The following is a 24,082-nucleotide window of genomic DNA, read 5'->3' as shown; positions in this document are numbered from 1 at the left end:
AATCTCGCGGGCATCTGACGCCTTACGGGCCGGGCGCAGGGTATCCTGATGAGATACTGATGCGCCTGCCCCGCTCGCCCTCTCGAACCCTTATGCGAGAGGGCGCATGCTCCGGAGCCGTCCCATGCTCGCCGTTCCTTCCTCCGCGCTCGGCCTCGACGCCAAAGGGGAGCGCCTCGCCCAGGCACGCCTGACCGGCGGCCTCGTCGACGTGGACCTTGCCGGCCTCGTTGATCTCGACCAGGCCGAGGACGTTCGCGACACGGCCTTGAGGGCCTCGGCTGGGCGCAGGTCGGCTACGCCATCGTCGGCGCGCATCCAGCGGTCGCGCGGGCGCTACGCCTTGACGGTCCGGTCGTGGCCCCGCTGATGCGCGAGACCCTCCTTGAGGACGGCACGACCTTCCGCGTGCCGCGCGGCCTGCTCGGGGCAGGCGTCGGCCTCACCTTCCTGCTCGGCCGCTCCTTCCCGTTCTCCGACGAGGAGCCGCTCACCGCCCGCAACACCTCCCGGGCCTGCCTCGCCTGCCGGCTCGACCTTCACCTGCTGGGGCGGCGCACCACCGTCCCGGCCCTCCTCGACGAACGCGCCGCAACTCCGGTCGCAGCCTAGGCGCGGCGTTGGCCAGGAACCGGTCCGGCTGGGTGGAGCGGGTGTAGCGCAGGGCGGCGTCGAGCTGCGGCAGTGTCGAGTTGCGGCCGAGCACCGACATCAGGTGGCCGATCTCCTCCGGGTCGATCTCGTCGTCGAAGGCCCTGTAGTCAAAGTAGGGAGACGGCCAGGCAGTGCCGGGGCATCAGGTCGAGGGACGCCTGCGACTTGAACATGTTGAACCTGGTCAGGTCTCTCCACGCGGCGATAAGCTTGACCGCCGATGGTGCGGCCTAATAATGACGGATGAAAGCTATGTATGTTGATGAATTGCAGAATTAGATCAAACTTTTATTTTCATGATATGTGATGATTGCTGTATCTCATACGTGGGCGCTGAGACGAGAGGATGGCGACAAGTGCGGATATCAAGGAACCGGCATCCGGGCATGGAAGTGCCCGCAGGGCTCGGCTCACGCCTTGCTGAGAGCCCGGCCCGTGAGCAGCGAGTAGAGGCCGGTCGCGTCGCGGGCGCCGCGCAACGCCGCCGCGGCCTCCGGGTCCCGGAGCTTCCGCGCCACGCATGCCAGAGCGTTCAGATGCTCGCTCAGCGCGCCGGCCGGGAGCAGCAGCAGGAAGACGAGGTCCACCGGCCGCTCGTCCACCGCCTCGAAGTCGACCGGCTCGCGCAGCCGCGCCAGCAGCCCGAAGGGCCGCCGGACGGCCTCCATGCGCGCGTGGGGCAAGGCCACGCCGTCTCCGACCCCGGTCGAACCGAGATCCTCGCGTCGCGCGAGGGCGCCGAGGACATCGTCGGGATAGAGGCCGAGCGTCAGGCTCGACAGGTGGGCCAGCTCCGTGAGGAGGGCCTTCTTGTTGGGGATGCGGAGGCCATGGATCACGTCGGCCGGCGCGAGGAACGCGTCGATGGTCATCGCGCCGGCCGACGACGTGTGGGGATAGGCATCAAGGGTTCGTCTCCGTCACGGCCGGCTTGGCGTCGTTCGCCGTGCGCAACCTCAGGTTCGGTTCGTCGTCGGGGGCCCGCAGGCGATAGCCGACGCCGGTCTCGGTGAGAAGGATGCGCGGCCGCTCGGGATCGGCCTCCAGCTTCTGCCGGAGCTGGCGCATGTAGACCCGCAGGTACTGCGGCTCGGACGAGACCGAGACCGCGTGCATGAGCTGGGAGTGGGTGAGCACCTTGCCGGCGTGCAGCACCATGACGCGCAGGAAGTCGTACTCGCGAGGGGTCAGCTTCACCTCGACATCGTCGACCTTCACCACCCGCCGGACGAGGTCGACCGAGAGGCCGTCGACCCGGAAGACCGGGCGCTCGCCCCGGGCGGCGAGCTGATGGCGGAGCGCCGCGCGCAGCCGCGCCAGGAGCTCCGCCATCCCGAAGGGCTTGGTGACGTAGTCGTCGGCACCGAGGTCGAGCGCCTCGACCTTGCCGCCCTCGTCGTCGCGGCTCGACAGCACCACCACCGGCAGGCCGGGATGGCTCGCGCGGATCGCGCGGAGCAGGTCGTGCCCGCGCATGTCCGGCAGGCCGAGGTCGAGGATGACGAGGTCCGGGCTCTCGCGCCCGAGCACCTCCAGGGCGGTCGCCGCGTTCGGCGCCTCCAGGATGGCGTAGCCCTGCGTGGCGAGGCCCATGCGCAGGAGCTTCCGGATCGGGGGCTCGTCGTCAATGATCAGGATGGTCGGGCTCATGCGGCGATATCCCTCGGGGTGGTCTGGGCCGGTACGGGAAGCGTCACGGTGAAGGCGGCCCCCAGCCTGTCGCGCCGGTTGCCGGCGGTGACGGTGCCGCCCATCGCCTCGACGAAGCCGCGCGAGATGGCGAGGCCAAGCCCCGTGCCGGCGCGGACGCGGTCACTCTTCCGTATCCGGTAGAACTTGTCGAACACCCGCTCGACGTCCGCCTCGGGAAGCCCGAAGCCCTCGTCCATTACCTCGATGCGCACGGACCGGCCATCCTGGCGGGCGCGCACGGTCACGGTCGAGCCTTCCGGCGCGTACTTGGCGGCGTTATCGAGCAGGTTGACCAGAACCTGCTCGAACAGAACGGGGTCGAGCCGCAGGGTCGGCAGGTCGGGCGCGACCTCGACCGCAACCCGGTGGCCGGCCAGCACCTTCTGGGTGCGCCGGAGGGCGGTGTCGACGGTCTCGGCCACGTCATGGGGCGCTAGGTTCGGCGTCACCGCCCCGGCCTCCAGGCGTGTCATGTCGAGAAGGTTGACGATGAATCGGTTCAAGCGCTCCGACTCCTCGATGATGGTCGCCAGGAGTTCCGCCTTGGCCTCGGCCGTCAGCGCCGCGTCGAGGTCGCGGAGCGTGCTGGCCGCGCCGAGCACGGCGGCGAGCGGCGTGCGCAGGTCGTGGCTGATCGAGGTCAGCAGCGCGCGCGCGAGGCGGTCGGTCTCGGCGGCGCGCTCGGCCCGGTCGAGATCCTCGACGAGGCGAACCCGCTCGATGGCGAGCGCGCCCATGTCGGCCAGCGCGTCGAGCAGGCGGCGGCCTTCGGGCGTCAGGATCGGGCCGGTGCCGTCGGCGTCGAGGCCGATCACGCCGATGGTGCCGCGCCCGGTGCGCATCGGCAGGAACAGGCGCTTGGCGCCGGGCAGGGTGTCGGCGCCGCGACCCGCCGGACGGTCGTTGTCGAAGGCCCACTGGGCGGCCGCGAGGTCGGCCTCGTCCAGCATGTCCTCGGGCGGGTAGCCGGCCCGGACGGTGACGGCCTTGCCGTCCGGCAGGAGCAGCACGACGCGGACGCGCAGCATGGCCGCGACCTGGGCGGAGGTCGCCCAGAGCACGTCGTCGAGGGAGGCGCAGGCCGCAAGCTTGCGTGAGAACCCGAACAGCCGCTCCGTGGCCTTGGCGCGGCCCTGGCTGACAACCGCGGTCAAGCGGGCCCGTGCGGCGAGGTTCGAGACCAGCACGGCCACCAGGGTGAAGAGCAGGAAGGCTGCGACGTTGGTCGGGTCGGCGATGGTGAAGGCGTAGACCGGCGGCAGAAAGAAGAAGTTGTAGGACAGGGAGGCGGCCACCACCGCGGCGAGCGAGGGGCCCAAGCCCCAGCGCACGGCGACCGCGACGACGGCGGTCAGCAGCATGAGGTCGGCGTTCTCGACGCCCGTATACGGCTCCAGGAGGAGGGCGAGCCCGAGCCCGACGGAGGTTGCGAGCAGCGCCAGAACGTAGGACCGGGCGTCGAAGACCGCCGGCGGGGCGAGGGTGGCGACCGGCCGGCGCGCCCCCGCATCGGCCGGCACCGCCTCGCCGGGAACTACGTGCACGCTGATGTTGCCGCTGCGGCGCACGAGGTCGTGCACCACCGAGCCGTTCAGGAGTTCGAACAGCCAGGAGCGTGTCGCCTTGCCGACCACGATGTGGTTGACGTTGGCGGACTGCGCGTAGGCGAGGATGTCGTCGGCGACCCGGCGGCCGCCCGGAAGGGTGACGGCGTCGCCGCCGAGCCGGTCGGCGAGCCGCAGCGCCTCCGCGATCCGGTCGCGCTCCGCCTCGCTCAAGGAAGCCGCGCGTGCATTCTCCACGGAGAGGGCCGTCCAGGGTGCGTGCAGGCGGTCGGCGAGCCGCTTGGCGTAACGCACCAGGCCGGCCGAGCGCGGGTCCTCGCTGATGCAGACCAGCACCCGTTCGCCCGCCGCCCATGGCCCGGGGATGGCGTTCGCCCGCATGTGGCTGAGGAGCTCGTCGTCGACCCGGTCGGCGGTGCGCCGCAGCGCGAGCTCGCGCAGCGCCGTGAGGTTGCCGCGGGAGAAGTAGTGCTTCAACGCTCGCTCGGCGTTCGTGGGCACGTAGACCTTGCCGGCTTTCAGGCGCTCGATCAGGTCGTCCGGGTTGAGGTCCACCACCTCGATGTCGTCGGCCCGGTCGAGGATGCTGTCCGGCACGGTCTCGCGCACCCGGATCCGGGTGATGGAGGCCACCACGTCGTTGAGGCTCTCGACGTGCTGGATGTTCAGGGTGGTGAGGACGTCGATGCCGGCATCGAGCAGTTCCTCGACGTCTTGGTAGCGCTTCGGGTGGCGCGAGCCGGGCGCGTTGGTGTGGGCGAGCTCGTCGACCAGCGCGAGGGCCGGTCGGCGGGCGAGCAGGGCGTCGAGATTCATCTCCTCCAGGACGGTGCTGTGATACGGCACGGCCCGCCGGGGGATCACCTCGAAGCCGTCGAGCAGGGCTTGCGTCTCCGCGCGCCCGTGCGTCTCGACGACCCCGACCACCACGTCGGTTCCCGCCTTCAGCTTGGCGCGGCCGACGGTGAGCATCTCGTAGGTCTTCCCGACGCCGGGCGCGGCCCCGAGGAAGACCTTGAGCCGGCCGCGCGACCGCTCCTCCCGGCGCGCCGCTTCGAGCAGCGCGTCGGGCGAGGGGCGGTTCGGGTCGCGGCCGGTCTCGGGCATGGTGTCCGCTCAGCGCTTGGCGAGGTCGTCCAGGGCGAGGTTCAGCGCCAGGACGTTGACGCGGGGCTCGCCGAGCAGTCCCAGGGTGCGCCCCTCGATCCTCGACGTCACCAGCTCGCGCAGCTTGTCCTCGGCCAAGTTGCGGGCCCTGGCGACGCGGGGCACCTGGAACAGGGCGGCGTCGGGCGAGATGTCCGGGTCGAGGCCCGAGCCGCTCGTGGTGACGAGATCGACCGGCACCGGCTGGCCCGGGTTCTCGGCGCGCAGCGCATCGAGGTCGCCCTTCACCCGCTCGGCGAGCGCCGCGCTCGTGGGCCCGAGGTTCGAGCCCGCGGAGTTCGCCGCGTTGTAGGGCGCCGGCACGGTCTTCGACGCGTCGGCCGGGTCGGGCGCGGTCGTGGCCGAGGGCCGGCCGTGGAAGTAGCCGGCGCCCGTGAAGGACTGCCCGATCAGGCTGGAACCCACGACCTTGCCGTCGCGCTCGATCAGGCTGCCGGCGGCCTTGGCGGGGAAGACGGCTCCCGCGATGCCGGTCACCGCGAGCGGGTAGGCGAGGCCCGTGACCGCCGTCAGCGCGACGAGGAGGACGAGGGCGGGACGAAGCTGGTTCAACATGGCAGGTCTCCTGGACCTTCGTTCAGGCGAGATGGAGGGCGGTGACGGCGAGGTCGATGGCCTTGATGGCCACGAAGGGCACGAGCACGCCGCCGAGGCCGTAGACGAGGAGGTTGCGGCGGAGCAGCGAGGCCGCACCGACCGGCCGGTAGGTCACGCCGCGCAGAGCGAGCGGGATCAGCGCCACGATGACGAGCGCGTTGAAGATGATGGCCGAGAGGATCGCGCTCTGGGGCGAGGCGAGGCCCATGACGTTGAGCGCCTGCAGCTGCGGGTAGAGCGTCAGGAACATCGCCGGGATGATGGCGAAATACTTCGCCACGTCGTTGGCGATGGAGAACGTCGTCAGCGCGCCGCGGGTCATCAGGAGCTGCTTGCCGATGCCCACGATCTCGATGAGCTTGGTCGGGTCGGAATCGAGGTCGACCATGTTGCCGGCCTCGCGCGCCGCCACCGTGCCGGTGTTCATCGCCACGCCGACATCGGCCTGGGCCAGCGCCGGGGCGTCGTTGGTGCCGTCGCCGCACATCGCCACCAGCTTGCCCTCGGCCTGCTCGCGCCGGATCAGCGCGAGCTTGTCCTCGGGGGTGGCCTGGGCGAGGAAGTCGTCGACGCCGGCCTCCGCCGCGATGGCGGCGGCGGTCATCGGGTTGTCGCCGGTGATCATCACGGTGCGGATGCCCATGCGGCGAAGCTCCGCGAAGCGCTCGCGGATGCCACCCTTCACGATGTCCTTCAGGTAGACGACGCCGAGCAGGCGGCCGTCCTTCGCGACGGCGAGCGGGGTGCCGCCGGCCTTGGCGATCTCCTCGGCGATGGCGCGGATCTCGCTGAACGTCTCGGACTCCGCCACCGGCTGGTAGGCGAGCGCCGCGCTGGAGCCGCGCGTCGCCATCGGCTGCCCGCTCACGGAGGCGATGACGGCGTCCACGGCACCCTTGCGGATCGAGGCCCCGTCGAGGTCGACACCCGACATGCGCGACTGGGCCGTGAAGGGCACGAAGGTGGCGTTCAGGCCGGCCATGTCGCGGGCGCGGATGCCGTACTTCTCCTTGGCGAGCACCACGATGGAGCGGCCCTCCGGCGTCTCGTCGGCGAGCGAGGCGAGCTGCGCGGCATCGGCGAGGTCTTGCTCGGTGACGCCGCGGACGGGACGGAACTCGGTGGCCTGCCGGTTGCCGAGCGTGATCGTCCCGGTCTTGTCGAGGAGCAGCGTGTCCACGTCGCCCGCCGCCTCGACGGCCCGGCCCGACATGGCGAGCACGTTGAAGCGCACGAGCCGGTCCATGCCGGCGATGCCGATCGCCGAGAGCAAGGCACCGATCGTGGTCGGGATCAGGGTCACGAACAGGGCGACCAGGACGATCACGGGGATCGAACCGCCCGCATAGCTCGCGAAGCTCGGGATCGAGGCCACCGCGAAGACGAACACGATGGTGAGGCCGGCGAGCAGGATGTTCAGTGCGATCTCGTTCGGGGTCTTCTGGCGCGCCGCGCCCTCGACGAGCGCGATCATGCGGTCGACGAAGGTCGAGCCGGCCGCCGCGGTGATGCGAACCTTGATCTCGTCCGACAGGACCTGCGTGCCACCGGTGACCGCCGAGCGGTCGCCGCCCGACTCGCGGATGACGGGGGCGGACTCGCCGGTGATGGCGGCCTCGTTCACGGAGGCGACACCCTCGATGACCTCGCCGTCGGAGGGGATCAGGTCGCCGGCCTCGACGAGCACCACGTCGCCGACCTTCAGGCTCGTGCCCGGGACGGTCTCGTAGTTGCGGCCGGGGCCGGTCAGCCGCTTGGCCGTCATCTCGGTGCGGGTGCGCCGCAGGCTGTCCGCCTGCGCCTTGCCGCGGCCCTCGGCCAGCGCCTCGGCGAAGTTGGCGAAGATCAGGGTGAACCACAGCCAGAGGATGATCTGGCAGGAGAAGAACAGGTCGCTGCCGCCGGTGACGAGGTCGCGGACGAATAGCACGGTCGTCAGTGCCGCCACCACCTCGACGACGAACATGACCGGGTTGCGGATCATGGCGCGGGGGTCGAGCTTCCTGACGGAGCCGACGAGTGCCGGCCCGACCAGGGCGGCGCTGAACAGGGATGAAGTCTTGCGGGACATGGGTTCGGGTGTCCGGAGAGGGCGGGGAGGCCCGGCGTGCGGCGCCGGGCCTTGCCGGTTCAGGGGGCGGTCGCGCCAGCGGCCAGGGTGAAGGCCGCCGCGAGGGTGAGCCCTCCGAGCAAGGCGACGCCGAGAAGGGCCAGCACGAGGTCGGAGGTCCGCAGCGGTGGTGCGCCGGCCTGGTCCCGCGGCCGATGCGGCATCAGATGATGGCGCGGCATGCGTCGGGACGGGAAAGCGCGCGGCATCTCAGCCTCCCGTCGTGAAGGTCTGCCCCGCCGCCCCGGCGAAGTGCTCGACCACCGGGCCGAGCGCAAGCGAGGGGAAGAAGGTCAGGCCGCCGATGATCAGCACCACGCCGACGAGTAGGCCGACGAAGAGCCCGCCGTGGGTGGGGAAGGTGCCGGCGGAGGCCGGGACGCGCTTCTTGGCGGCGAGCGAGCCGGCGATGGCGAGAACCGGGATCTTCACGAAGAACCGGCCCACCAGCATGCCGATGGCGAGCGTGGTGTTGTAGAACAGGGTGTTGGCCGTGAGCCCTCCGAACGCCGAGCCGTTGTTGGCCGCCGCCGAGGTGTAGGCGTAGAGGATCTCCGAGAAGCCGTGCGGGCCGGCATTGGCGGGCCCGGCGAGACCGGCCGGCAGCACCGTGGCGAGGGCCGTGAAGCCCAGCATCATCAGGGGCAGGCAGAGAATGCCGAGCATGGCCATCTTCACCTCGCGCGCCTCGATCTTCTTGCCGAGGTATTCGGGCGTGCGGCCGACCATCAGACCGGCCACGAAGATCGCCACCACGACGAAGACCAGCATGCCGTAGAGGCCGGCACCGACGCCGCCGATGATGACCTCGCCGAGCTGCATGTTGAGGAGCGGGACGAGACCGCCGAGGGCCGTGAAGCTGTCGTGCATGGCGTTGACCGCGCCGCAGGAGGCGGCGGTGGTGATCACCGCGAACAGGGCGGACGCCGCGATGCCGAAGCGGACCTCCTTGCCTTCCATGTTGCCGCCGGTCAGGCCGAGATTGGCGAGGACGCCGTTGGCGTTCGCTTCTGCCCAGTAGGTGACGGCGACGCCGACGACGAAGATCAGGCCCATGGCGGCGAGGATCGCCCAGCCCTGGCGCTCGTCGCCGACCATCCGGCCGAACACGTTCGTCAGCGCCGCCCCGATCACGAAGATCGACAGCATCTGCAGGAAGTTCGACAGCGCGGTCGGGTTCTCGAAGGGGTGCGCGGCGTTGGCGTTGAAGAAGCCGCCGCCGTTGGTGCCGAGCATCTTGATGGCGACCTGGCTCGCCACGGGACCGACCGCGATGGTCTGCTTGGCGCCCTCCAGGGTCGTCGCCTCGACGTAGGCGCCCAGGGTCTGCGGCATGCCCTGGGAGACCAGGAACAGCGCGTAGACGATGCAGATGGGCATGAGCACGTAGAGGGTGGCGCGGGTCATGTCGACCCAGAACGAGCCCAGGGTCTTCGTCGAGGCGCGCGCGAACCCGCGGATCAGCGCCACGGCCACCGCCATGCCGGAGGCTGCCGAAACGAAGTTCTGGTGCGTCAGCCCCAGCATCTGGCTGAGGTACGACAGCGTGGTCTCGCCGCCGTAGGACTGCCAGTCCGTGTTGGTGACGAAACTCGTCGACGTGTTGAAGGCGAGGTCCGGCGCGACCGCGGCTTGGTCGGCCGGGTTCAGCGGCAGCACCGCCTGCAGCCGTAGGATGGCGTAGAGCAGGACGAAGCCGAGCAGATTGAACACGATCATCGCCCCGGCGTAGCCGAGCCAGGTCTGCTCCTGGCGGGCGTCGATGCCGGAGAGGCGGAAGAGCCCGCGCTCGACGGGGCCGAGCACGGGCGAGAGGAAGGTGCGCTCGCCTTCGAAGACGCGGGTCATGTAAAGTCCTAGCGGCTTCACGAGCACCAGGACGACCACGCAGTACAGCGCGATCTGCATCCAGCCGTTGAGTGTCATGGGAGGTGGTCCGTGCTCGGCCGCTCAGAACCGCTCGGGGCGGACGAGGGCATAGGTGAGGTAGACGAGGAGACCGGCGGTCACGAGGGCGCCGAGGGTGAGGTCGATGGTCATGGCGGGCTGCCTCAGAGGCGCTCGCAGAGCGCGGTGTAGCCGGCGATCAGGCTGAAGAAGGCGAGCCCGCCGGCGATGAAGACGATGTCGAGCATGGGATGTCCGTATTCGTTCGGCCCGTTGGTCGCGGGCGCTCCGCGACCGACCTGGACCCATCCCGAATGTGGACGGGAACCGCGTTAGGGTTCGAGACGGAAAGGGATGCGATCCTATAAGGAGCTCATTAGGATCGGCCCGATTCCGAGCCTTGTCCGGGACCTTTGAGGCGCGCCTTCGGACGCCAGGCGGCCTGCAACTCCTGGCAGGCACCGGGCGCGTCGACGAGCATCGTCCTCGGGCAGGCGACGCGCCACAGGGTGCGGTCCACTTGGATCACGCCCGTGTCCGCGCCCGCGAACCCGCTAAAGGGCACGCCGCAGGCCGGGCAGCGCCCGACGATGCGGCGGAGGTCCCCGGCGCGGGTGTCCGCATGGACCGGCTCGGGGGGAGCCGGGGTGGACGGGAAGCGTGGCAGGACGCCGGCAAGGCGACCCCGCAGTCCGGGATGGGACCCGACTGACCCTGACCCAGCAAACTGGTCCGCGCCGAGCGCAAGTTTTTCGGGCATCCTGAATCCTGAAGGAGGGTGGATGCCATGCCTCGCAAACGCTTCACGAACGAGCAGATCGCTTTTGCCCTGCGGCAGGCAGAGAACGGTGCGACGGTGGACGAGGTCTGTCGGAAAATGGGCGTGTCCGAGCCGACGTTCTACCGGTGGAAGAAGCAGTTCGTCGGCATGGGTGTGCCGGAGATCCGGCGGCTGAAGCAGCTGGAGGACGAGAACGGCAAGCTCAAGCGGTTGGTCGCCGACCTGACGCTGGACCGCTCCATGCTGCAGGACGTGCTCAAGCGAAAGTGGTGAGGCCCGCCGTTCGCCGCGAGGTCGCCGGCCACCTGCAGGTGGCCTACGGCATCAGCGAGCGACGGGCCTGCCAGGCTACCGGCTTCGGCCGTTCGTCTCAGCGTTACCGCAAGCGCTCTGATCCGCAGGTGGCGCTGCGGATGCGGCTGAAGGAACTCGCTGCCGCACGGGTGCGCTACGGCTACCGGCGACTGCACATCCTGTTGCGGCGGGAGGGCTGGGCCGTGAACCACAAGCGAACGTACCGGATCTACCGCGACGAAGGGCTGTCGATCCGGACCAAGCTGCCCAAGCGCAAACGGGCCTGGCGCTACCGGCAAGGGCGGCCTGTGATTGGTGGTCCCAATGAGGTCTGGGCCATGGACTTCGTGTCCGACCGCCTGTTCGACGGGCGTCCGTTCCGGATCCTGACGGTGGTGGACTGCCACACGCGAGAGGCGCTCTCGCTCACACCAAGAGCCAACTTCCGCGCCTTCCAGGTGACTGAGGCGCTCGACGCCTTGGCCCAGCTGCGGGGTCGGCCCAAAAGCCTGCGGGTGGACAATGGGCCGGAGTTTGCCGGTCGTATGCTCGACCAGTGGGCCTACCTGAACGGGGTCGAGATCGACTTCTCCCGACCGGGCAAGCCGACCGACAACGCCTACATCGAGTCGTTCAACGGCCGCTACGGGCGGAATGTCTGAACGCCTCGTGGTTCCTGTTGCTGGCCGATGCCCGCGAGCGCATCGAGGACTGGAGGTGTCACTACAACGAAGACCGACCCCACACGGCCCTGGGCGGCTTGACGCCTCGAGCCTTCGCCAACCAAGCTGTCACAGCCCGAGAACTTGCATAGGTGGCGGACCACAAACCGGGTCAACTCCAAACAGGCACCGGCCGTCGCGACGGTCCTGGACCAGTTGGTGGGCGCAGTGGTGCCGCTGGCTATCGATAAAGAAGGCGCGAGGCTCCAGCGAGCGGACACTGATGGCCGATTGCCCGGTCGCGTCTGCACCGCACTCCGCCCAGGTGTGAAAGCGGCATCCCGCCACCCGCGGCTCCGCGAGAAGGAAGTGAGTCGAGTTGCCGGTGGCAATGAGCCATTCATTCGCCTCTGTTAGTTCGCCCACGACCGTCCTCGCCATGGCGTCGCTCGGAAATCCGGGAAAGGCCGCAAGCGATGGAGCCGGCAACGCTCCGCCGAGTTCGTGCGCGCAAGCGGCAAGAAGCGCGCTGCTACGGGCATGGATGGCGGCTAGGTGCGGGGCCGGCGAGTCTCCGCCTGCGTCATCGCGCTGATAGTCGAGGTCTATAGGCGTGTCATTGTCGATCACGGTGTAAATCGCGTCATCCCTGCGGACCACGAAAGCGGCTGGATAGATCGAAATACGCGGCCGGGGCGCGAACAGGCTGCTGCTCCCTCGTTCGTAGTGGACATGCACCCCCTGAAACGCACCGACGACGCCCCCCAGATCGACAAATTGCCGGAGTTGCGCTGGTCGCAGAGGAATTGGGGCGTCCTCTGTCAGAGAGGAGCGATGGAGAAGCTTGAAGATCTCCCCCGCCTGACCTTTAGGTCGTGAACCCATAACGGCTGGCACGGATGAGGCGTGGCATCGTTAGCCCTCTGGAGACGGAGGGTTCTGGATGGCGCGGTTTGACCTGACGGATTCGGAGTGGGCGGTGATCGCGCCGCTTCTGCCGACGGATGTGCGCGGCAAGGAGCGGGTGGATGACCGGCGGGTGCTCAACGGCATCTCTTCTGGCGGCTGCGCACGGGTGCGCCCTGGGCCGACATCCCGGCGCGCTACGGTCCCTACACGACTTGCGGCAACCGCTTCCGGCGCTGGCGCAAGCGTGGGATCTGGGACCGGCTTCTGGAGGCGGTGTCAAAGGCTTACGACGGCGACCTGCAGATGATCGACGCCACCCGCGTGCGGGTGCATCAGCATGCCGCCTGCGCCCAAAAAAAGAGGGCGGATCCGGTGGCATGGGTCGCTCGCGCGGCGGCCTGACAAGCAAGATCCACGCGCTGGTGGACGCCGAGGGCCGTCCTGTGGCGCTGAAGATCACGGAAGGCCAAGCGCATGACGGGCGTTCGGCGGACGACATGCTGGACGGGTTGGGTGCGGGACAGATCCTGCTGGGTGATCGGGCCTACGACAGCGACGCGCTGCGGGCCCGGATGGCAGAGCAAGGTGCGTGGGCGAACGTGAAGCCGATGCCCAACCGCAAACAGGTGCTGGCCTTCAGCCCGTTCCTGTACAAGTACCGCAACGTGGTCGAGCGCTTCTTCAGCAAGATCAAGCACTTCCGGGCTGTTGCCACACGCTACGACAAGGACCCCGACAACTTCCTCGCCAGCGTCAAGCTCGCAGCCCTGCGGGTCTGGCTGCGAGCTTTATGAGTCCGCGACCTAAACTCTGCGCGCCGGTAGACCGCGATGTCGACGGACCGCGCGGCGCCTAAAAAGGTCTCGACCGGCTGCTTGAACACCACCAGCCATTCGCCGCTGACGATCACAGCCCGAGGTAGGCCGTGACTGTAGTCATTCTTGAGAGTGCGGACATACCCGTCGACTTGGCGAAGGTACTTGTGCCACTCGGCGATCGCCGGCGAGGTCTCCTCGGACTTTCCATCCCGCACATGTTCGACAGCGGCCACGATCAGGTCGGCTTCGTTGGCATATGCGCCTCCTGCCCGAGCCGAGACAAAGGGCTTGTCCCAAGCCTTCGCTTCGACCAGCAACTGAACTAACACTTCTTCGCGCCTGCGCCGAACATGCTCTGGCTTTCTGATTTCACCTATGTGGCGACCTGGCAGGGCTTCGTTTACGTCGCGTTCGTAATCGATGCCTTTGCTCGCCGCATCGTCGGTTGGCGGGCAAGCCGGACTGCCCATGCGGGTTTTGTTCTCGATGCACTCGATCAGGCGCTTCATGATCGACGGCCCGTCCACCGTGGCGGGCTCGTCCACCATTCCGACCGCGGCTCGCAATATGTGTCCATTCGCTATTCTGAGCGACTGGCGGAGGCAGGCATTGAGCCTTCCGTCGGAAGTGTCGGCGACAGTTATGACAACGCTCTCGCCGAAACGATCAACGGTCTTTACAAGGCCGAGATCATCCATCGGCGAGGACCGTGGCGCAACTTCGAGGCCGTGGAGTTCGCCACGCTGGAATGGGTAGATTGGTTCAACAACCGACGCCTTCTGGAGCCCATCGGCAACATACCGCCAGCCGAGGCAGAAGAACGATACTATGCCATGCTGGACGCGCCAGCCATGGCCGCATAACTTAAACCAAACGGTCTCCGATTAACTCGGGGCGGTTCACCGACATCCGCTACAAAGCTCGTAAAACCACCTGAAATTTACCACCTGAATAGTGCTAGGCAGCACAACTGCCATAGCGAAGGCAAGGCGACTTATCGCCGAGATCGCATGTTGGAAAGCGTGGAGGACGAGTTTGGACGAGGGACGCGAGAACCATCTGTCAGTAGCCGTCTCGCATTCATTGGAGACCGGAACGACCGCGTGCGACCAAGCCGCAATGCCGGCCGACAAGGTGCTGGAGCACCTCTGGAGATACTTCGCCCTACATGCCCAGCAGCGGGTGTCCGTATTCAACTTCTTCGTCGTCCTCTCGGGCGTGATCTCGGCTGCCATTGGTGGCGCGCTCCAGGTCGGCGGGCCGCTGAACTTCGTGGTCGTTATCCTTGGTCTCCTCCTGCCGCTCCTGTCCTTCGTCTTCTGGAGGCTCGACCAACGTAATTCGGACTTGGTCAAGATTGCGGAGAGGGCCTTGCGCCGGGCCGAGGAGGCCCACCTGCCCGACTACGCACGCATCTTCGTCCGGGAATCCCTGGCCGGTACCGGCGCCGCCGCGGCCGAGGATCGGCTCACCCAGACGAGGTGGACCTTCAGGATGTCCTTCAGGCTGATCTTCGTCGTCATGGGGATCGCCGGGACCCTGGCGAGCGGCTTCGCTGTGTATCGGTGGATTTCCTATCCAGCGGCCAAGGGCGGGGAGGCGCAAAGGGCCGGGACACTGCCGGGGGCGGATTCGGGACCGGCCGTGCCTCCGGCATCGCGGGCCGGATCGTCGCAAGGGCCCGGCCCGGAACGGCCGCAGGAACCGGGCCAGCCGGGGAGCCCGTCAACCGAGCCCCGTTCAGCCCCTAGGACCGAGCCGACGTCTAGGAAGGGCGAGGCTCCGAAACACTGAGCATCGGACCTTGGTGCTTGGGCCGGACTCGATGTTCCGGTCGCGGGTCCGAGATCCTCGCTCCGGTTCGTGACGGCGGCCGAGCTTACCCGGCCGACCCTCAGGCTGGACTGCGCGGCCGCGGCTCGCCGCGCTCGCCTTCGTCGAGGCGGGCGATGACGTCACGGTGTTTGTGGCAGCCCCTGCAGCTTCCGCACGCCCATTCGCCAGTATGGCAGGAAAAGGTCCAGCCGAGCACGGATCGCGGCACGGCGGCCTTCCTCACCAGTTCCAGGGTCGTCATTCCGAGCGCCGGGGCGACGACTCTGACACCGGACTGCTGGCTCACGACGCGGTCCATGGCGTCCAAGAACTCTGGGCGTCCATCGGGATGGGCGTCGTCGCCGACCACCGTCCCTATCACGATCTCTGCCAGCGGCTCGGCCGCGTAGGTCATCGCGGCGAGGGTGATCAGCATCTGGTTCCGATAGGGCCAGAACTCCGGAGCGCCACGTGCCGATGGGAGCGCGACCCCCGTCGCCGACATCGTGCCGTGACCGAACGCGGACAAGTCGACACGCCGGATGTCCAAAGGGATGCGGAGGGCTTCGGCAACGGCCCGCGCGGCCCGCTCCTCCCCCTTCGCGGGCCGCTGCCCGTAGTCCACGAACAGCGCCCGCTCAATCTCGAGCATCCAGGCAAGCGCGGCCGAGTCCAACCCGCCCGTCAGGAGAAGCACCCTCAAAGCCGCACCCACTGCGTTTGATAGAGGGCAGAGCAGAGGTCGGCACTTCCCGGGACGCCCAGCTTCCCGGCGGCCTCGAGTGCGGCCGGATCGTCCGCGAATACGACCACGGGTTTCCCGAGCGCGAGGGCCGCCCGCAACGCGGCGGCGGCGGTGCGCCTGTCATCAGCATGCGCGAGGACGACGTCGAACGTCGCCCGATCGACGGAGGCAGGGACCGATCCCCGGTCCCCGGGGAAGCAGCCGTCCCCGGGCACGACCGTGGCCCCGAGGTCCCGCAGCCCGCGGACCGCCTCCTCACGGACCCAACGTCGCGACGCTGTCCCGCCGTCGACGGCGAGCAGCACCCGGCGACCCCGGGCATCCGACCGCCCTGGCGCCCGGTTCGGGAGTTTGGACGGAAGCGGGAAGACGGGCGCCTCGACGTATTGGGCCGTTCGGCGCGAGGCCCGGTCGGCGGCCTCGGCGGCCTCGGCCCGGTCGGACATCCAGGCATGCGCGAAGGTGGCGGAGAAAACATCGCCGGACCCGATCTTGTAGACCGAGTCCGTCGGATATGCCGGTACGTGCCGCGGCGAGCCGGTGCCATCGAACACGTAGGCCCCGGCCGGGCCGTCCTTGACGACAAGCACCGTCGACGCGGCATCGCGCATCACGTACGTGGCCGCGTGACCCAGGTCATCCGTGCCGGCCATTCCGCGCAGTTCGTTGGCGTTCAGGATCATCGCAAGGCTCCCGGCCGTTGAGCCGTTGGCGCCGAACGGCGCCGGGTCGGAGCCGGACTGTGGATCGTAGACGGCCCGCGCGGCTGCTACCCGGAAGTCACCCTCAATGCAGCCGAATCGCAGTACCTCCTCCCCTTCGAGCGGAACGGTGATCGCGTGCCCCGTTGGAAGTGGGGTGATTCGCGGTCGGGCCATCGGATGCAGATATTCGAAACACAGGCGCCGCGGACTCGGGTGCGCGACGACCCGGATACCGGCTGGGTTGAAGTTCGCTTCGATGTCGTCTCGCAGCGCTTCCGGATGGAAGGTGTGCAGGACGACCGCGCCTCCTAGATCGACCGCAACCATCGCCGCGCGGCCGCCCGAGCCGAAGAGGGCGATCCGCGCCGGCGTGACGCAGGTCTCGGTGTAGACGCCGCCGCCGATCAGCAAGCCGCTAGCCCCTGATGACGGTGACGTCGATCCGACCGCCGTCCACGTGGTCGACATAGGCCCTGTAGGGAATGTCCTGCTCCAGGCACCTGATCAGTGTCGCCAGGTCGGGGATGCCGGCGAGGGAGCCGACCGTCACAAGTGTCACCTCGTCGACGAGAACGACGCGGGGGTGGCCACCCGTCCTGTCGACACGCACGTCCAGCCATTCCCCCTTGGCGATGCCCGCGGCCGGCCCCGCGATGGTCGTGGCGATCCGCGAGGGGCAGTTCCCGCCCGATCCGAGCCCGTGCGAAGGGCCGCGGTTCGGCGGATTCGGATCGGACCCGCCCATATGCTCTAATCTCCCTGCCCGACGCGGCCGCCGGCATCAACGCGGCGCCGCTCTCGTCTCCGTCCACATCACAGCGTCGAGGAGCGAGGATCGCACGTTTATCGCCCTGGCGAAATTGAGAAACGCCTTCTCGAGGCTCAGGTAGTCCCGAGGAAGCGAGATGTCCTCCGGAAACAGGCCCATGCGCCGGCAAGCCCGGAGAACGTGGACGTCGATGATGGCGACCTCGTCGCTGTCGAGGTGATTTCGCACGATCCAAGAGGCCGTCTTCGGCCCGATGCCGTCGAAGGTCATGAGGTCGTCGCGCAAGACCCGCGCCGAGGTGGGGGCCGGCGGCGCGGAGATCATGCGGCGGCGCATGGCGGAGATCCGCATCGCGCGCTGGTTCGGGAAGCGATAGCGACGCAGTCGGCCATCGACGACCAAGGGCGTGGACAGGAGCTTCACGATGTCGTCGGTCTCGATCTCGGCTCCGAGGTCGAACACGTCGTTCTGTCTCAGCCAGGCGAATGCCGCCATGTTGGCCTCGAAGGTGACGCTGTAGCCGCCGAGAAGGCAGAAGCCGATTTCTTCCGCGAGCGTGCCAGCGCCGCAGGCGAAGCTGGGCACGTCGTCCCGGCCCCACTGGCACCGTACCGCCCAATAGGCCGGCGTTCCGGGGAAATCCGGGCTGCCCCAACGAACTCCGTGCACGACCTCCTCCGCGCCGTCCGGCAACGCGATCAGCCGCGCCGTTTCGCCATGTCCAGCCCATACCGCCTGCATCGCCGCAAACTCCTTGCGGTTTTATGCAGGAATATGCATAAAACCGCAATGGAAAAGTCCTTCGCACAGATCCGCATGGCGGCAACGATCTCGCGGAGCGGGTTGTCCGACGCGCAGATTGCGGTGGTTCTCGGCGTCAGCCAGCCGACGGTCTCGCGGCTGAGGAACTGTTTGATTCAGAAGGTAGGTAAGTACCAGTTGGCCCTGGACCGCCATCTCGGTACATCGCCGTCCGACGGCACTGGCGAGATCCGGGATCTATTCGCCATGGCGATGCTGTCGCCCCCGCTGCGGAATGCGCTGATCGCGATTCAGCGGCTTATGCAGGAAAACGCATAGACGGCCAAGCGTGTCGCCGATGCTTGCGAGCGGGATCGGATGGCTTCCCTCGATGACCACCTTGCTGCAGTATCCATATCTCGCGTGCCCCAATCGGGCGCGTCCTCTCGCGGCGCATCGGGCGGGCGCGGCGTCATTTGGATAATCGATGCCGCAGTCGAGTTCGCGCGGGCCCCGCCCAATATCCGTCGGAGGCAAGGTCGTCGTCGAGGGACCACTCGTAGTTCCGTCCTACTCCAGCAAGGCGCTCCCGAGGATCTCGGTGAGCACCGCATTGAAGATGACCGCAGACTTCATTGTCAGCCCCGTCCTCGTCAGCGCGTATGACATCCGCCACCACGCGGTCGATCCGAGGCGATTCCAGGTTCCCCTGATCATCGTCGACAGTGGCGGCTACGAAGGGCTGGTCGACGAGGAGGGCCGGCGCAGGGGAGGAAACCCCGACCATGCCGCCTTCGAGTGGTCCGCGGAGCTATACGCCGAGACTTTGGCGGAGGTGGAGATCGATGTTCCCGTCATCGCGGTCAGCTACGACCGCACGTCACTGTCCATCGGTCGGCAGATCGAGGCCGCCCTCGACGAGCGGCGGTCGCGCTTCGGGAGCGCGTTCCTCCTCAAGCCGATGGACGGGGAACGCTTGACGATAGAGTCCGTGACCGAGCACGTCCCGCTACTCGATGGCTTCGATGTCATCGGCGTCACGGAGAAGGAGGCCGGATCCTCGCTCATCGAACGGCTGACGTTTGTCGCGCGCCTGCGTGCCCTCCTCGACGAGCACGGCGTCGACAAGCCGATCCATGCTTTCGGCGCCCTAGATCCGTTCATGACGCCTCTCTACTTCCTCGCCGGCGCCGATATCGTCGACGGCCTGACGTGGCTCCGCTTCGAGTTCTCGGAGGACGGTGCCCGCTATCTCCAGTCGCGGGCCGCCTTCGTCGATCCGATAGCGACGATCAAGGATACTGAATGGCTCATCCGGCGCGCTAACTACGCGCGCGCCGTGGACATGCAGATCGCTTTTCGACGGTACCTTCGCTCGGGTCGGTATGCCGACCTATCCAAGAGTACCGACCTCGTCGAGGCCATCATCAAGATCCACGGGACGCTGCGATCCGCGTCGCACCTGGCACGCTGAGTCCAGGACACGAAGCTGAATGGCCGCTCCCGGGCGATGAGACCGCTTCTGCTCCTGGCACATCTGAGACCTGTGGTTCTACTCGTGTCGATGCCCGCTTCGGAGATGCCTGCAAAGGCCGCTGAATGGCCGAGATGGAGCGCAATGCTCGAAGGTCTGCTCTTCGGTTGATGCTCGGGGTTTGCTGCTGGAGCACTGCTGCCGTCCAGCCCCACGTTCCTGTGTCCGCAAAACGCTGTGAGAGCGGACGCACTTTGAAATGAGGAACCGCTGGTCAACGAGCTACATACAATCCCCCTGTAACACCGGTAGGTGATGATCCCGCTAGCAATGTGTGCCGCGCAATCGCCACCATGCCGAGCGATCTACACGGAATCATTGCCGCTGTCCTGTGCTTTATACGCCAGACCGGAGGTTGTTATGGCAATATCTGCTTCAAAATACTTCCGTCCTCTGCCAGTTGCCTTCATTCCAACGCCCGCAACTCCCGCCCTGTGAAACTGAACCTTCAGCTGTCCTCATCCGCAGTTGAAGGCCAGTTCTATGCATTCTCATCTCGCGCCCCGAACCGCCGTGGCCGTCAGCCCTTTCAATCAGCCCCTCGCTCCCGCCCCTTTCCTGAACGAAGCTATCCGCCGCCGACACCACGCCTTCGTCGCCAACGACAGCCGCTTCGCTGCCTCGGCCCGCCTGCTCGCCCATCTTTGGCGCCAGGATCAGCAGTTGCCTGCGGCTACCTTCATCACCCGCGACCCCACCAGCAAGCCGCGCCGCCGGCCCGCGAACTGGCTCCTCCGCCGCGACACCGCGCAGGCCGGTGCCACCTTCCTCACCCTCGCCATTCGTGATCACGCCCGGCAAGCGCTGCTCTTCCGTGAGCCTGGGGCTATGTGGAACGAGGATCGACTGTGGGCCAACCTCCTCTCCTCGCAGGCGCTCACCCTCAACCTGCTCGCGCCGCTCGCCATCGATCTCGTCCTCGCCACACGTGTCTTCCGCAACCTCCTGCCGAGCTTCATCGGCGAGGTCCGTAGCATCCGGTTCGAGCACAGCCCCGGCCGTTTCGACGATCGCTACTTCGGCGACGGTACCGCGCTCGACGCCATGATCGAAGCCATCACGCCCGACGGCGAGATCGCTGTCATAACCATCGAGGTGAAGCTCACCGAGGGCCTCACCGGCCCCACTGCGACCCCGCGCAACCGCTACGGCGAGGCGGCCCGGGCCAGCGGCCTCTACCACGATGCCACCAACGCCACCCTGGCCCGCGCCGGCTTCGAGCAGCTGCGCCGCGAGCACGTCATGACGTCCCTAATGCTGCAGCACGGCCTCGCCTCCCGCGGCAGGTTCATCCTGATCGCCCCGCAGCTCAATCGCCGCGCTCAAGCCGTCGCTGCCCTCTACCGCACCGAACTGCGCGACCCCGACGGCACCGGTGATCCCGCCACGGTCGGCTTCAGCAACATCACGCTGGAAGCGGTCATCGGTGCTATCCATGAGGCCGGCGCCCCCGACTTCGCCCACCAGCTCTGGGCGCGCTACTGCGACCACGCGCGGGTCGCTCAGTTCGCCCTGCACGGCGACGACCCGTCGTCAACGCCGCTCGTTCCGAACCCAGTCCGTTCCCTGCCGCCGCCAGCAAGCACTTCCGAGCCGGTGCCAGACGAGGCACCTCCGCCGGCCATCACCCGGAGCAGCCGGCGACGCAGTCCTTCCGCGACCACGACCGCCAAACGCTCCACTCAATTGGCGACGTCCCGACCTTCGTCGGCCACCACCTCGGCGACGCGGGGCACACGCTGATGCCCGCCCTCCTCACCACCGCGATCCGCGAACAGCTCCTCGCCAACGGACGTCGCACCGCCCGCGGCGAGGAGATCGACCCGCCCCCCGTCGTCAAGCTCTTCATGCCGGATGGCCCGGGCACTTGGCTACTCACCGAACTCGATCCGGCCGAGCCGACCCGCGCCTTCGGTCTCTGCGACCCCGGTCTCGGCTCCCCCGAATTCGGCTACGTCGACCTCACTGAACTCGCTGCCCTTCAGGGCCGCCTCCGTCTGCCTGTCGAGCGCGACATCCACTTCATCGCCGACCGCTCCCTCTCGACCTACGCGGTCGAGGCTCAAGCCGCCGGGAGGGTTGCCGTATGAACCAAGTTCAGCTTTCCACCTCACTCATGACCCCGACATCGGTTTACCCTGTCCCGCCCCCACCATCCTGGAGCCAGAGTTCGTTATCCTCGCCCGATTCCTGCTCAAGGTCGTCGCCGAGCCCCCGACGGCTGCCTCGTTGAGACTGATGGCATCTGCCGGCACGGTCATCCTTCCTGGCTCCTACGCCTCAGCTTGATCTGGCGCGGTTGGGAAAGCCGTTCAGTCCATAGGCTCGCTGATTTTCCAGAAAAACGCCTGATCCGACAGAAGCTTAGTCGCCAACCTACCTATGCCGGTTCCGTTTCTCTGCAGCAGCCCTCCTTTTTTTCGCAGCCGGAGTACCGCTGCGACCCCTGGGATACGCAAAGACCGGCATCTAATCGGCGGCAACCCATTCTGGCGAGTTAGATAGACATGCCGAAATTTGCCGTCCAAACAGGCGGCATGGCTAACGACGACGCACTGAGCATGGATGTGACTGCAACGCCTGACGCGAGCGCTCCGGGAACAGCGGCAGCCGACGAGCCATACACGATGCTCAAGGCTCCAGAGGAAATCGTTAGCGCGCAGGGACATACCGAAGACGTGCCGGCAGACAGCCTGAGGGGAGATGGCTCAGAGCTACCCGCAGCCGACGGAGGCACGCCTTCTCCTGTGGGAATCACGGACACCCGTTCTACTAGAGCGCGACGGTGGAGCACGCTGGAGTCGATCACGGTTCGAGGCTTCAAAGCCACGCGGGAGGCAACAATCCCCCTCGACCGTGTCACGATCCTTGTCGGACCAAATGGATGCGGCAAATCCTCAGTGCTCCAGGCAATTCATTGGGCTGCACGTGCGGCGAGTTACGTGCTGCCGAAGAACACCAAGGAAATGGTATCCTTCGAACGCCTAGACTACGTTCCGTCGAGCGAGCCGTTATCGACACTTCATAAGGGCGAGCTAAAATCAGACGCGACTTCCACGCCAGTGGAGATTGTCTTCTCGCATCGGCCGGTCAGCGGGGAGGCAGTGTCGACCACAATCCGCATACGCGCTGCTCGCAACCGTGGTGGAATTACGGCGTACATGGACGGCGGCACCGCCGTCACGCCCTACAAACAGCGATTCCAATTCATCACTGCCTACATTCCCGGCCTCGCTGGCCTTTCTGAAAAGGAGTCGATCCTCGCTCAGCCGACGCTTAGGCGGCAGGCCGCGAGCGGGGATGCCGGAGGAGTGCTGCGCAACATCCTGCTCAATCTCAGGAGTCGCCGCGTCGGCGAAAGCGACGAAACACAGGGTATATATCGGCTGTCGAGACTCAATCAGATGGTGCAGCAAGTGCACCCAGGAATCCAAGTTGACGTCGCGTTTGACGAACGCGAAGACTACCACATCTCGGCAACGATCCGCACTAATGGCTTCGCGGGTCAAAGCCGCCCGTTGGAGACGGCTGCCACCGGTGTGCTCCAAGTCGTGCAGATTTTCGCGTACCTAATCCTCTTCGAACCCAAGGTGATGCTCATCGACGAACCGGACGCGCACCTACACCCGGATAAGCAAGAGCGTCTCATCGAGGCACTCGAACGGGCCGCGCCCGAATTCGATACGCAAATCATCCTCACGACCCACAGTCCGCACATCGTCCGGGCTGCCAGCCCAGCCGCGAAGCTCGTTTGGATGAAGGACGGCGTAGTTGAAACCAAGGATGATGAGGCGATCCGGCGGCTGCTCGGTTGGGGTGGGCTCGACAAGGGCGCCCTATTCTTCGTCGAGGACGAGGACGATAAGCCGCTTAGGGCGCTACTTCGCCAATGGCCAGATCTCGCACGGCAAGTCGCGGTGTGCAGGTGCTTTGGCATTGAGAACCTGCCTCGAGATAAGTTCTTAGAGGGCCTCCTCGTCGATGGAGAATTGAAAATCAAGGCACTACTGCATCGCGATGGCGACTTCATGAACCCCGACGAAGCTGAACGCTGGCGGCAGGGTTTCAAGACTCCAGGCGTGCATCTTTGGGTCACTGCTGGGTCGGACATTGAAGCTTATTTCTGCCAAGCCGACTATCTGGCGGCCCTTTACAGCGTAACAGTCGAAGAGGCGGAGCAGTGGAGATGGGAAGCGTCTAAGAAGGTCAGCAAGGCGCGGGATACCTACTTCGCCAAGCGTCAGAACGTCGTGCGTGCGGTATGGCCCAACGGCGGGTCGCCCGACGCGGAAGCAATGTGGACGGCAGCTGGAGGAATCTCACCCACTACGGTAAAGGGTAAGAAGCTCCACGCTGCACTGAAGCCCATCGTTAAAGCGGCCGGAAAGAACGACGGCCTTCTGAATGGCTTCATGATCCCGGAGGGCTTCGTTCTAGCGTCTGAACTCAAATCCATAATTGAAGAGGCGGTCTCGGGATGATGTCGAGCACCTCCAAAACGAGCTAGCAGCCTGTCTGCTGTTGACGGCGTCCAGCCGCACAGCGGTGCGTCGATCCAGCGGCGGGAAGCATCCGCTTTTCCTTGACGAACTGCTACACCTGTCTGCTACAAGGGGGACTGGTAGCAGACAGTTAGTT

Annotated in this window: 20 protein-coding genes and 3 pseudogenes; 11 read left to right on the top strand and 12 right to left on the bottom strand. The window is 66.9% G+C overall.

Translation table 11 applies throughout. The annotated features are described in order from the left end of the window. Window positions 1-124 precede the first annotated feature (124 nt). A complete protein-coding gene (locus tag MMB17_RS19350; RefSeq protein WP_241099968.1) occupies window positions 125-370 on the top strand; it encodes a hypothetical protein in 246 nt (81 codons plus the stop codon). Next, a complete protein-coding gene (locus MMB17_RS19345; protein WP_241099967.1) occupies window positions 370-612 on the top strand; it encodes a hypothetical protein in 243 nt (80 codons plus the stop codon). Before MMB17_RS19350 ends, MMB17_RS19345 begins: the two co-directional genes overlap by 1 nt. A 452-nt stretch (window positions 613-1,064) precedes the next feature. Here MMB17_RS19345 and MMB17_RS19340 read toward each other — a convergent pair whose 3' ends face one another. The 8 genes from MMB17_RS19340 to MMB17_RS19305 are packed head-to-tail and all read right to left on the bottom strand — an operon-like array spanning window position 1,065 to window position 9,825. Then, window positions 1,065-1,526: a PTS sugar transporter subunit IIA gene (locus MMB17_RS19340; RefSeq protein WP_241099966.1), complete on the bottom strand. Its 462-nt coding sequence runs from the start codon at window positions 1,524-1,526 to the stop codon at window positions 1,065-1,067. 31 nt (window positions 1,527-1,557) lie between these two features. Beyond that, on the bottom strand, window positions 1,558-2,304 hold the full coding sequence (locus MMB17_RS19335; RefSeq protein WP_241099965.1) for a response regulator: 747 nt from the start codon (window positions 2,302-2,304) through the stop codon (window positions 1,558-1,560). Next, window positions 2,301-5,018, bottom strand: a complete 2,718-nt coding sequence (locus MMB17_RS19330) for a sensor histidine kinase (protein WP_241099964.1) — start codon at window positions 5,016-5,018, stop codon at window positions 2,301-2,303. The genes MMB17_RS19335 and MMB17_RS19330 overlap by 4 nt, the downstream gene beginning before the upstream one ends. Window positions 5,019-5,027: 9 nt before the next feature. Next, window positions 5,028-5,633 (bottom strand): K(+)-transporting ATPase subunit C, encoded by a 606-nt coding sequence (locus MMB17_RS19325; protein ID WP_241099963.1) that lies wholly within the window; start codon window positions 5,631-5,633, stop codon window positions 5,028-5,030. 22 nt (window positions 5,634-5,655) lie between these two features. Then, window positions 5,656-7,746, bottom strand: a complete 2,091-nt coding sequence (kdpB, locus tag MMB17_RS19320; protein ID WP_241099962.1) for a potassium-transporting ATPase subunit KdpB — start codon at window positions 7,744-7,746, stop codon at window positions 5,656-5,658. 59 nt (window positions 7,747-7,805) lie between these two features. Then, window positions 7,806-7,994 (bottom strand): hypothetical protein, encoded by a 189-nt coding sequence (locus tag MMB17_RS19315; protein WP_241099961.1) that lies wholly within the window; start codon window positions 7,992-7,994, stop codon window positions 7,806-7,808. A gap of 1 nt (window position 7,995) precedes the next feature. Next, entirely contained in the window at window positions 7,996-9,711 is a 1,716-nt protein-coding gene (kdpA, locus tag MMB17_RS19310) for a potassium-transporting ATPase subunit KdpA (RefSeq protein WP_241099960.1), read from the bottom strand. Between the two features lie 24 nt (window positions 9,712-9,735). Continuing rightward, window positions 9,736-9,825, bottom strand: coding sequence for a K(+)-transporting ATPase subunit F (locus MMB17_RS19305; protein ID WP_241099959.1), 90 nt, complete (start codon window positions 9,823-9,825; stop codon window positions 9,736-9,738). 634 nt (window positions 9,826-10,459) lie between these two features. Here MMB17_RS19305 and MMB17_RS19300 point away from each other — a divergent pair. From MMB17_RS19300 to MMB17_RS19285, 4 genes and pseudogenes are all read left to right on the top strand, one after another. After that, window positions 10,460-11,561: pseudogene (locus tag MMB17_RS19300) on the top strand (IS3 family transposase). A 791-nt stretch (window positions 11,562-12,352) separates the two neighbouring features. Further along, window positions 12,353-13,112, top strand: a pseudogene (locus MMB17_RS19295) (IS5 family transposase). Window positions 13,113-13,465: 353 nt separating this feature from the next. Beyond that, window positions 13,466-13,999 (top strand): annotated as a pseudogene (locus MMB17_RS19290) (IS3 family transposase); the annotation flags it as partial. A 256-nt stretch (window positions 14,000-14,255) separates the two neighbouring features. Next, window positions 14,256-14,930, top strand: a complete 675-nt coding sequence (locus MMB17_RS19285) for a hypothetical protein (protein WP_241099958.1) — start codon at window positions 14,256-14,258, stop codon at window positions 14,928-14,930. A 100-nt stretch (window positions 14,931-15,030) separates the two neighbouring features. Here MMB17_RS19285 and MMB17_RS19280 read toward each other — a convergent pair whose 3' ends face one another. From MMB17_RS19280 to MMB17_RS19265, 4 genes are read right to left on the bottom strand one after another with little or no spacing between them, the layout of a single operon-like run. Then, window positions 15,031-15,648, bottom strand: coding sequence for a 7-cyano-7-deazaguanine synthase (locus tag MMB17_RS19280; protein ID WP_241099957.1), 618 nt, complete (start codon window positions 15,646-15,648; stop codon window positions 15,031-15,033). A gap of 2 nt (window positions 15,649-15,650) precedes the next feature. After that, window positions 15,651-16,811 carry a PfkB family carbohydrate kinase gene (locus MMB17_RS19275; protein ID WP_241099956.1) on the bottom strand — a complete coding sequence of 387 codons (1,161 nt, stop codon included), beginning with the start codon at window positions 16,809-16,811 and terminating at the stop codon, window positions 15,651-15,653. A 4-nt stretch (window positions 16,812-16,815) separates the two neighbouring features. After that, entirely contained in the window at window positions 16,816-17,145 is a 330-nt protein-coding gene (locus tag MMB17_RS19270) for a hypothetical protein (protein ID WP_241099955.1), read from the bottom strand. 36 nt (window positions 17,146-17,181) lie between these two features. Then, window positions 17,182-17,838 (bottom strand): 8-oxoguanine DNA glycosylase, encoded by a 657-nt coding sequence (locus MMB17_RS19265; RefSeq protein ID WP_241099954.1) that lies wholly within the window; start codon window positions 17,836-17,838, stop codon window positions 17,182-17,184. Here MMB17_RS19265 and MMB17_RS19260 point away from each other — a divergent pair. The 5 genes from MMB17_RS19260 (at window position 17,833) to MMB17_RS19240 (ending at window position 23,925) form a co-directional block, all read left to right on the top strand. Further along, window positions 17,833-18,249, top strand: coding sequence for a hypothetical protein (locus MMB17_RS19260; protein ID WP_241099953.1), 417 nt, complete (start codon window positions 17,833-17,835; stop codon window positions 18,247-18,249). The two genes, MMB17_RS19265 and MMB17_RS19260, sit on opposite strands and share 6 nt — an antisense overlap. 262 nt (window positions 18,250-18,511) lie before the next feature. Then, a complete protein-coding gene (locus MMB17_RS19255) occupies window positions 18,512-19,384 on the top strand; it encodes a hypothetical protein (protein ID WP_241099952.1) in 873 nt (290 codons plus the stop codon). A 573-nt stretch (window positions 19,385-19,957) separates the two neighbouring features. Further along, window positions 19,958-21,187: a PGN_0703 family putative restriction endonuclease gene (locus MMB17_RS19250; protein ID WP_241099951.1), complete on the top strand. Its 1,230-nt coding sequence runs from the start codon at window positions 19,958-19,960 to the stop codon at window positions 21,185-21,187. Beyond that, a complete protein-coding gene (locus tag MMB17_RS19245) occupies window positions 21,187-21,534 on the top strand; it encodes a DUF2958 domain-containing protein (RefSeq protein WP_420847287.1) in 348 nt (115 codons plus the stop codon). The genes MMB17_RS19250 and MMB17_RS19245 overlap by 1 nt, the downstream gene beginning before the upstream one ends. A 417-nt stretch (window positions 21,535-21,951) precedes the next feature. Beyond that, window positions 21,952-23,925, top strand: a complete 1,974-nt coding sequence (locus tag MMB17_RS19240) for an ATP-dependent nuclease (protein ID WP_241099950.1) — start codon at window positions 21,952-21,954, stop codon at window positions 23,923-23,925. The last annotated feature ends 157 nt before the right edge of the window (window positions 23,926-24,082 follow it).

It is taken from the genome of Methylobacterium organophilum (genome assembly GCF_022533465.1).
Taxonomy (GTDB): Bacteria; Pseudomonadota; Alphaproteobacteria; order Rhizobiales; family Beijerinckiaceae; genus Methylobacterium; species Methylobacterium organophilum.
Note: the sequence above shows the minus strand (reverse complement) of the source record. Positions and strands in the feature narration are given on the sequence as shown.

Excerpts from the sequence above, each read along its gene's own strand:
- MMB17_RS19315 (WP_241099961.1), bottom strand. The coding sequence starts at position 7,994 with ATGCCGCGCGCTTTCCCGTCCCGACGCATGCCGCGCCATCATCTGATG.
- MMB17_RS19340 (WP_241099966.1), bottom strand. The coding sequence starts at position 1,526 with ATGACCATCGACGCGTTCCTCGCGCCGGCCGACGTGATCCATGGCCTC.
- MMB17_RS19245 (WP_420847287.1), top strand. The coding sequence starts at position 21,187 with ATGCCCGCCCTCCTCACCACCGCGATCCGCGAACAGCTCCTCGCCAAC.
- MMB17_RS19325 (WP_241099963.1), bottom strand. The coding sequence starts at position 5,633 with ATGTTGAACCAGCTTCGTCCCGCCCTCGTCCTCCTCGTCGCGCTGACG.
- kdpB (WP_241099962.1), bottom strand. The coding sequence starts at position 7,746 with ATGTCCCGCAAGACTTCATCCCTGTTCAGCGCCGCCCTGGTCGGGCCG.
- kdpA (WP_241099960.1), bottom strand. The coding sequence starts at position 9,711 with ATGACACTCAACGGCTGGATGCAGATCGCGCTGTACTGCGTGGTCGTC.
- MMB17_RS19350 (WP_241099968.1), top strand. The coding sequence starts at position 125 with ATGCTCGCCGTTCCTTCCTCCGCGCTCGGCCTCGACGCCAAAGGGGAG.
- MMB17_RS19285 (WP_241099958.1), top strand. The coding sequence starts at position 14,256 with ATGCCGGCCGACAAGGTGCTGGAGCACCTCTGGAGATACTTCGCCCTA.
- MMB17_RS19345 (WP_241099967.1), top strand. The coding sequence starts at position 370 with ATGCGCGAGACCCTCCTTGAGGACGGCACGACCTTCCGCGTGCCGCGC.
- MMB17_RS19335 (WP_241099965.1), bottom strand. The coding sequence starts at position 2,304 with ATGAGCCCGACCATCCTGATCATTGACGACGAGCCCCCGATCCGGAAG.
- MMB17_RS19305 (WP_241099959.1), bottom strand. The coding sequence starts at position 9,825 with ATGACCATCGACCTCACCCTCGGCGCCCTCGTGACCGCCGGTCTCCTC.
- MMB17_RS19240 (WP_241099950.1), top strand. The coding sequence starts at position 21,952 with ATGCCGAAATTTGCCGTCCAAACAGGCGGCATGGCTAACGACGACGCA.
- MMB17_RS19330 (WP_241099964.1), bottom strand. The coding sequence starts at position 5,018 with ATGCCCGAGACCGGCCGCGACCCGAACCGCCCCTCGCCCGACGCGCTG.
- MMB17_RS19270 (WP_241099955.1), bottom strand. The coding sequence starts at position 17,145 with ATGGGCGGGTCCGATCCGAATCCGCCGAACCGCGGCCCTTCGCACGGG.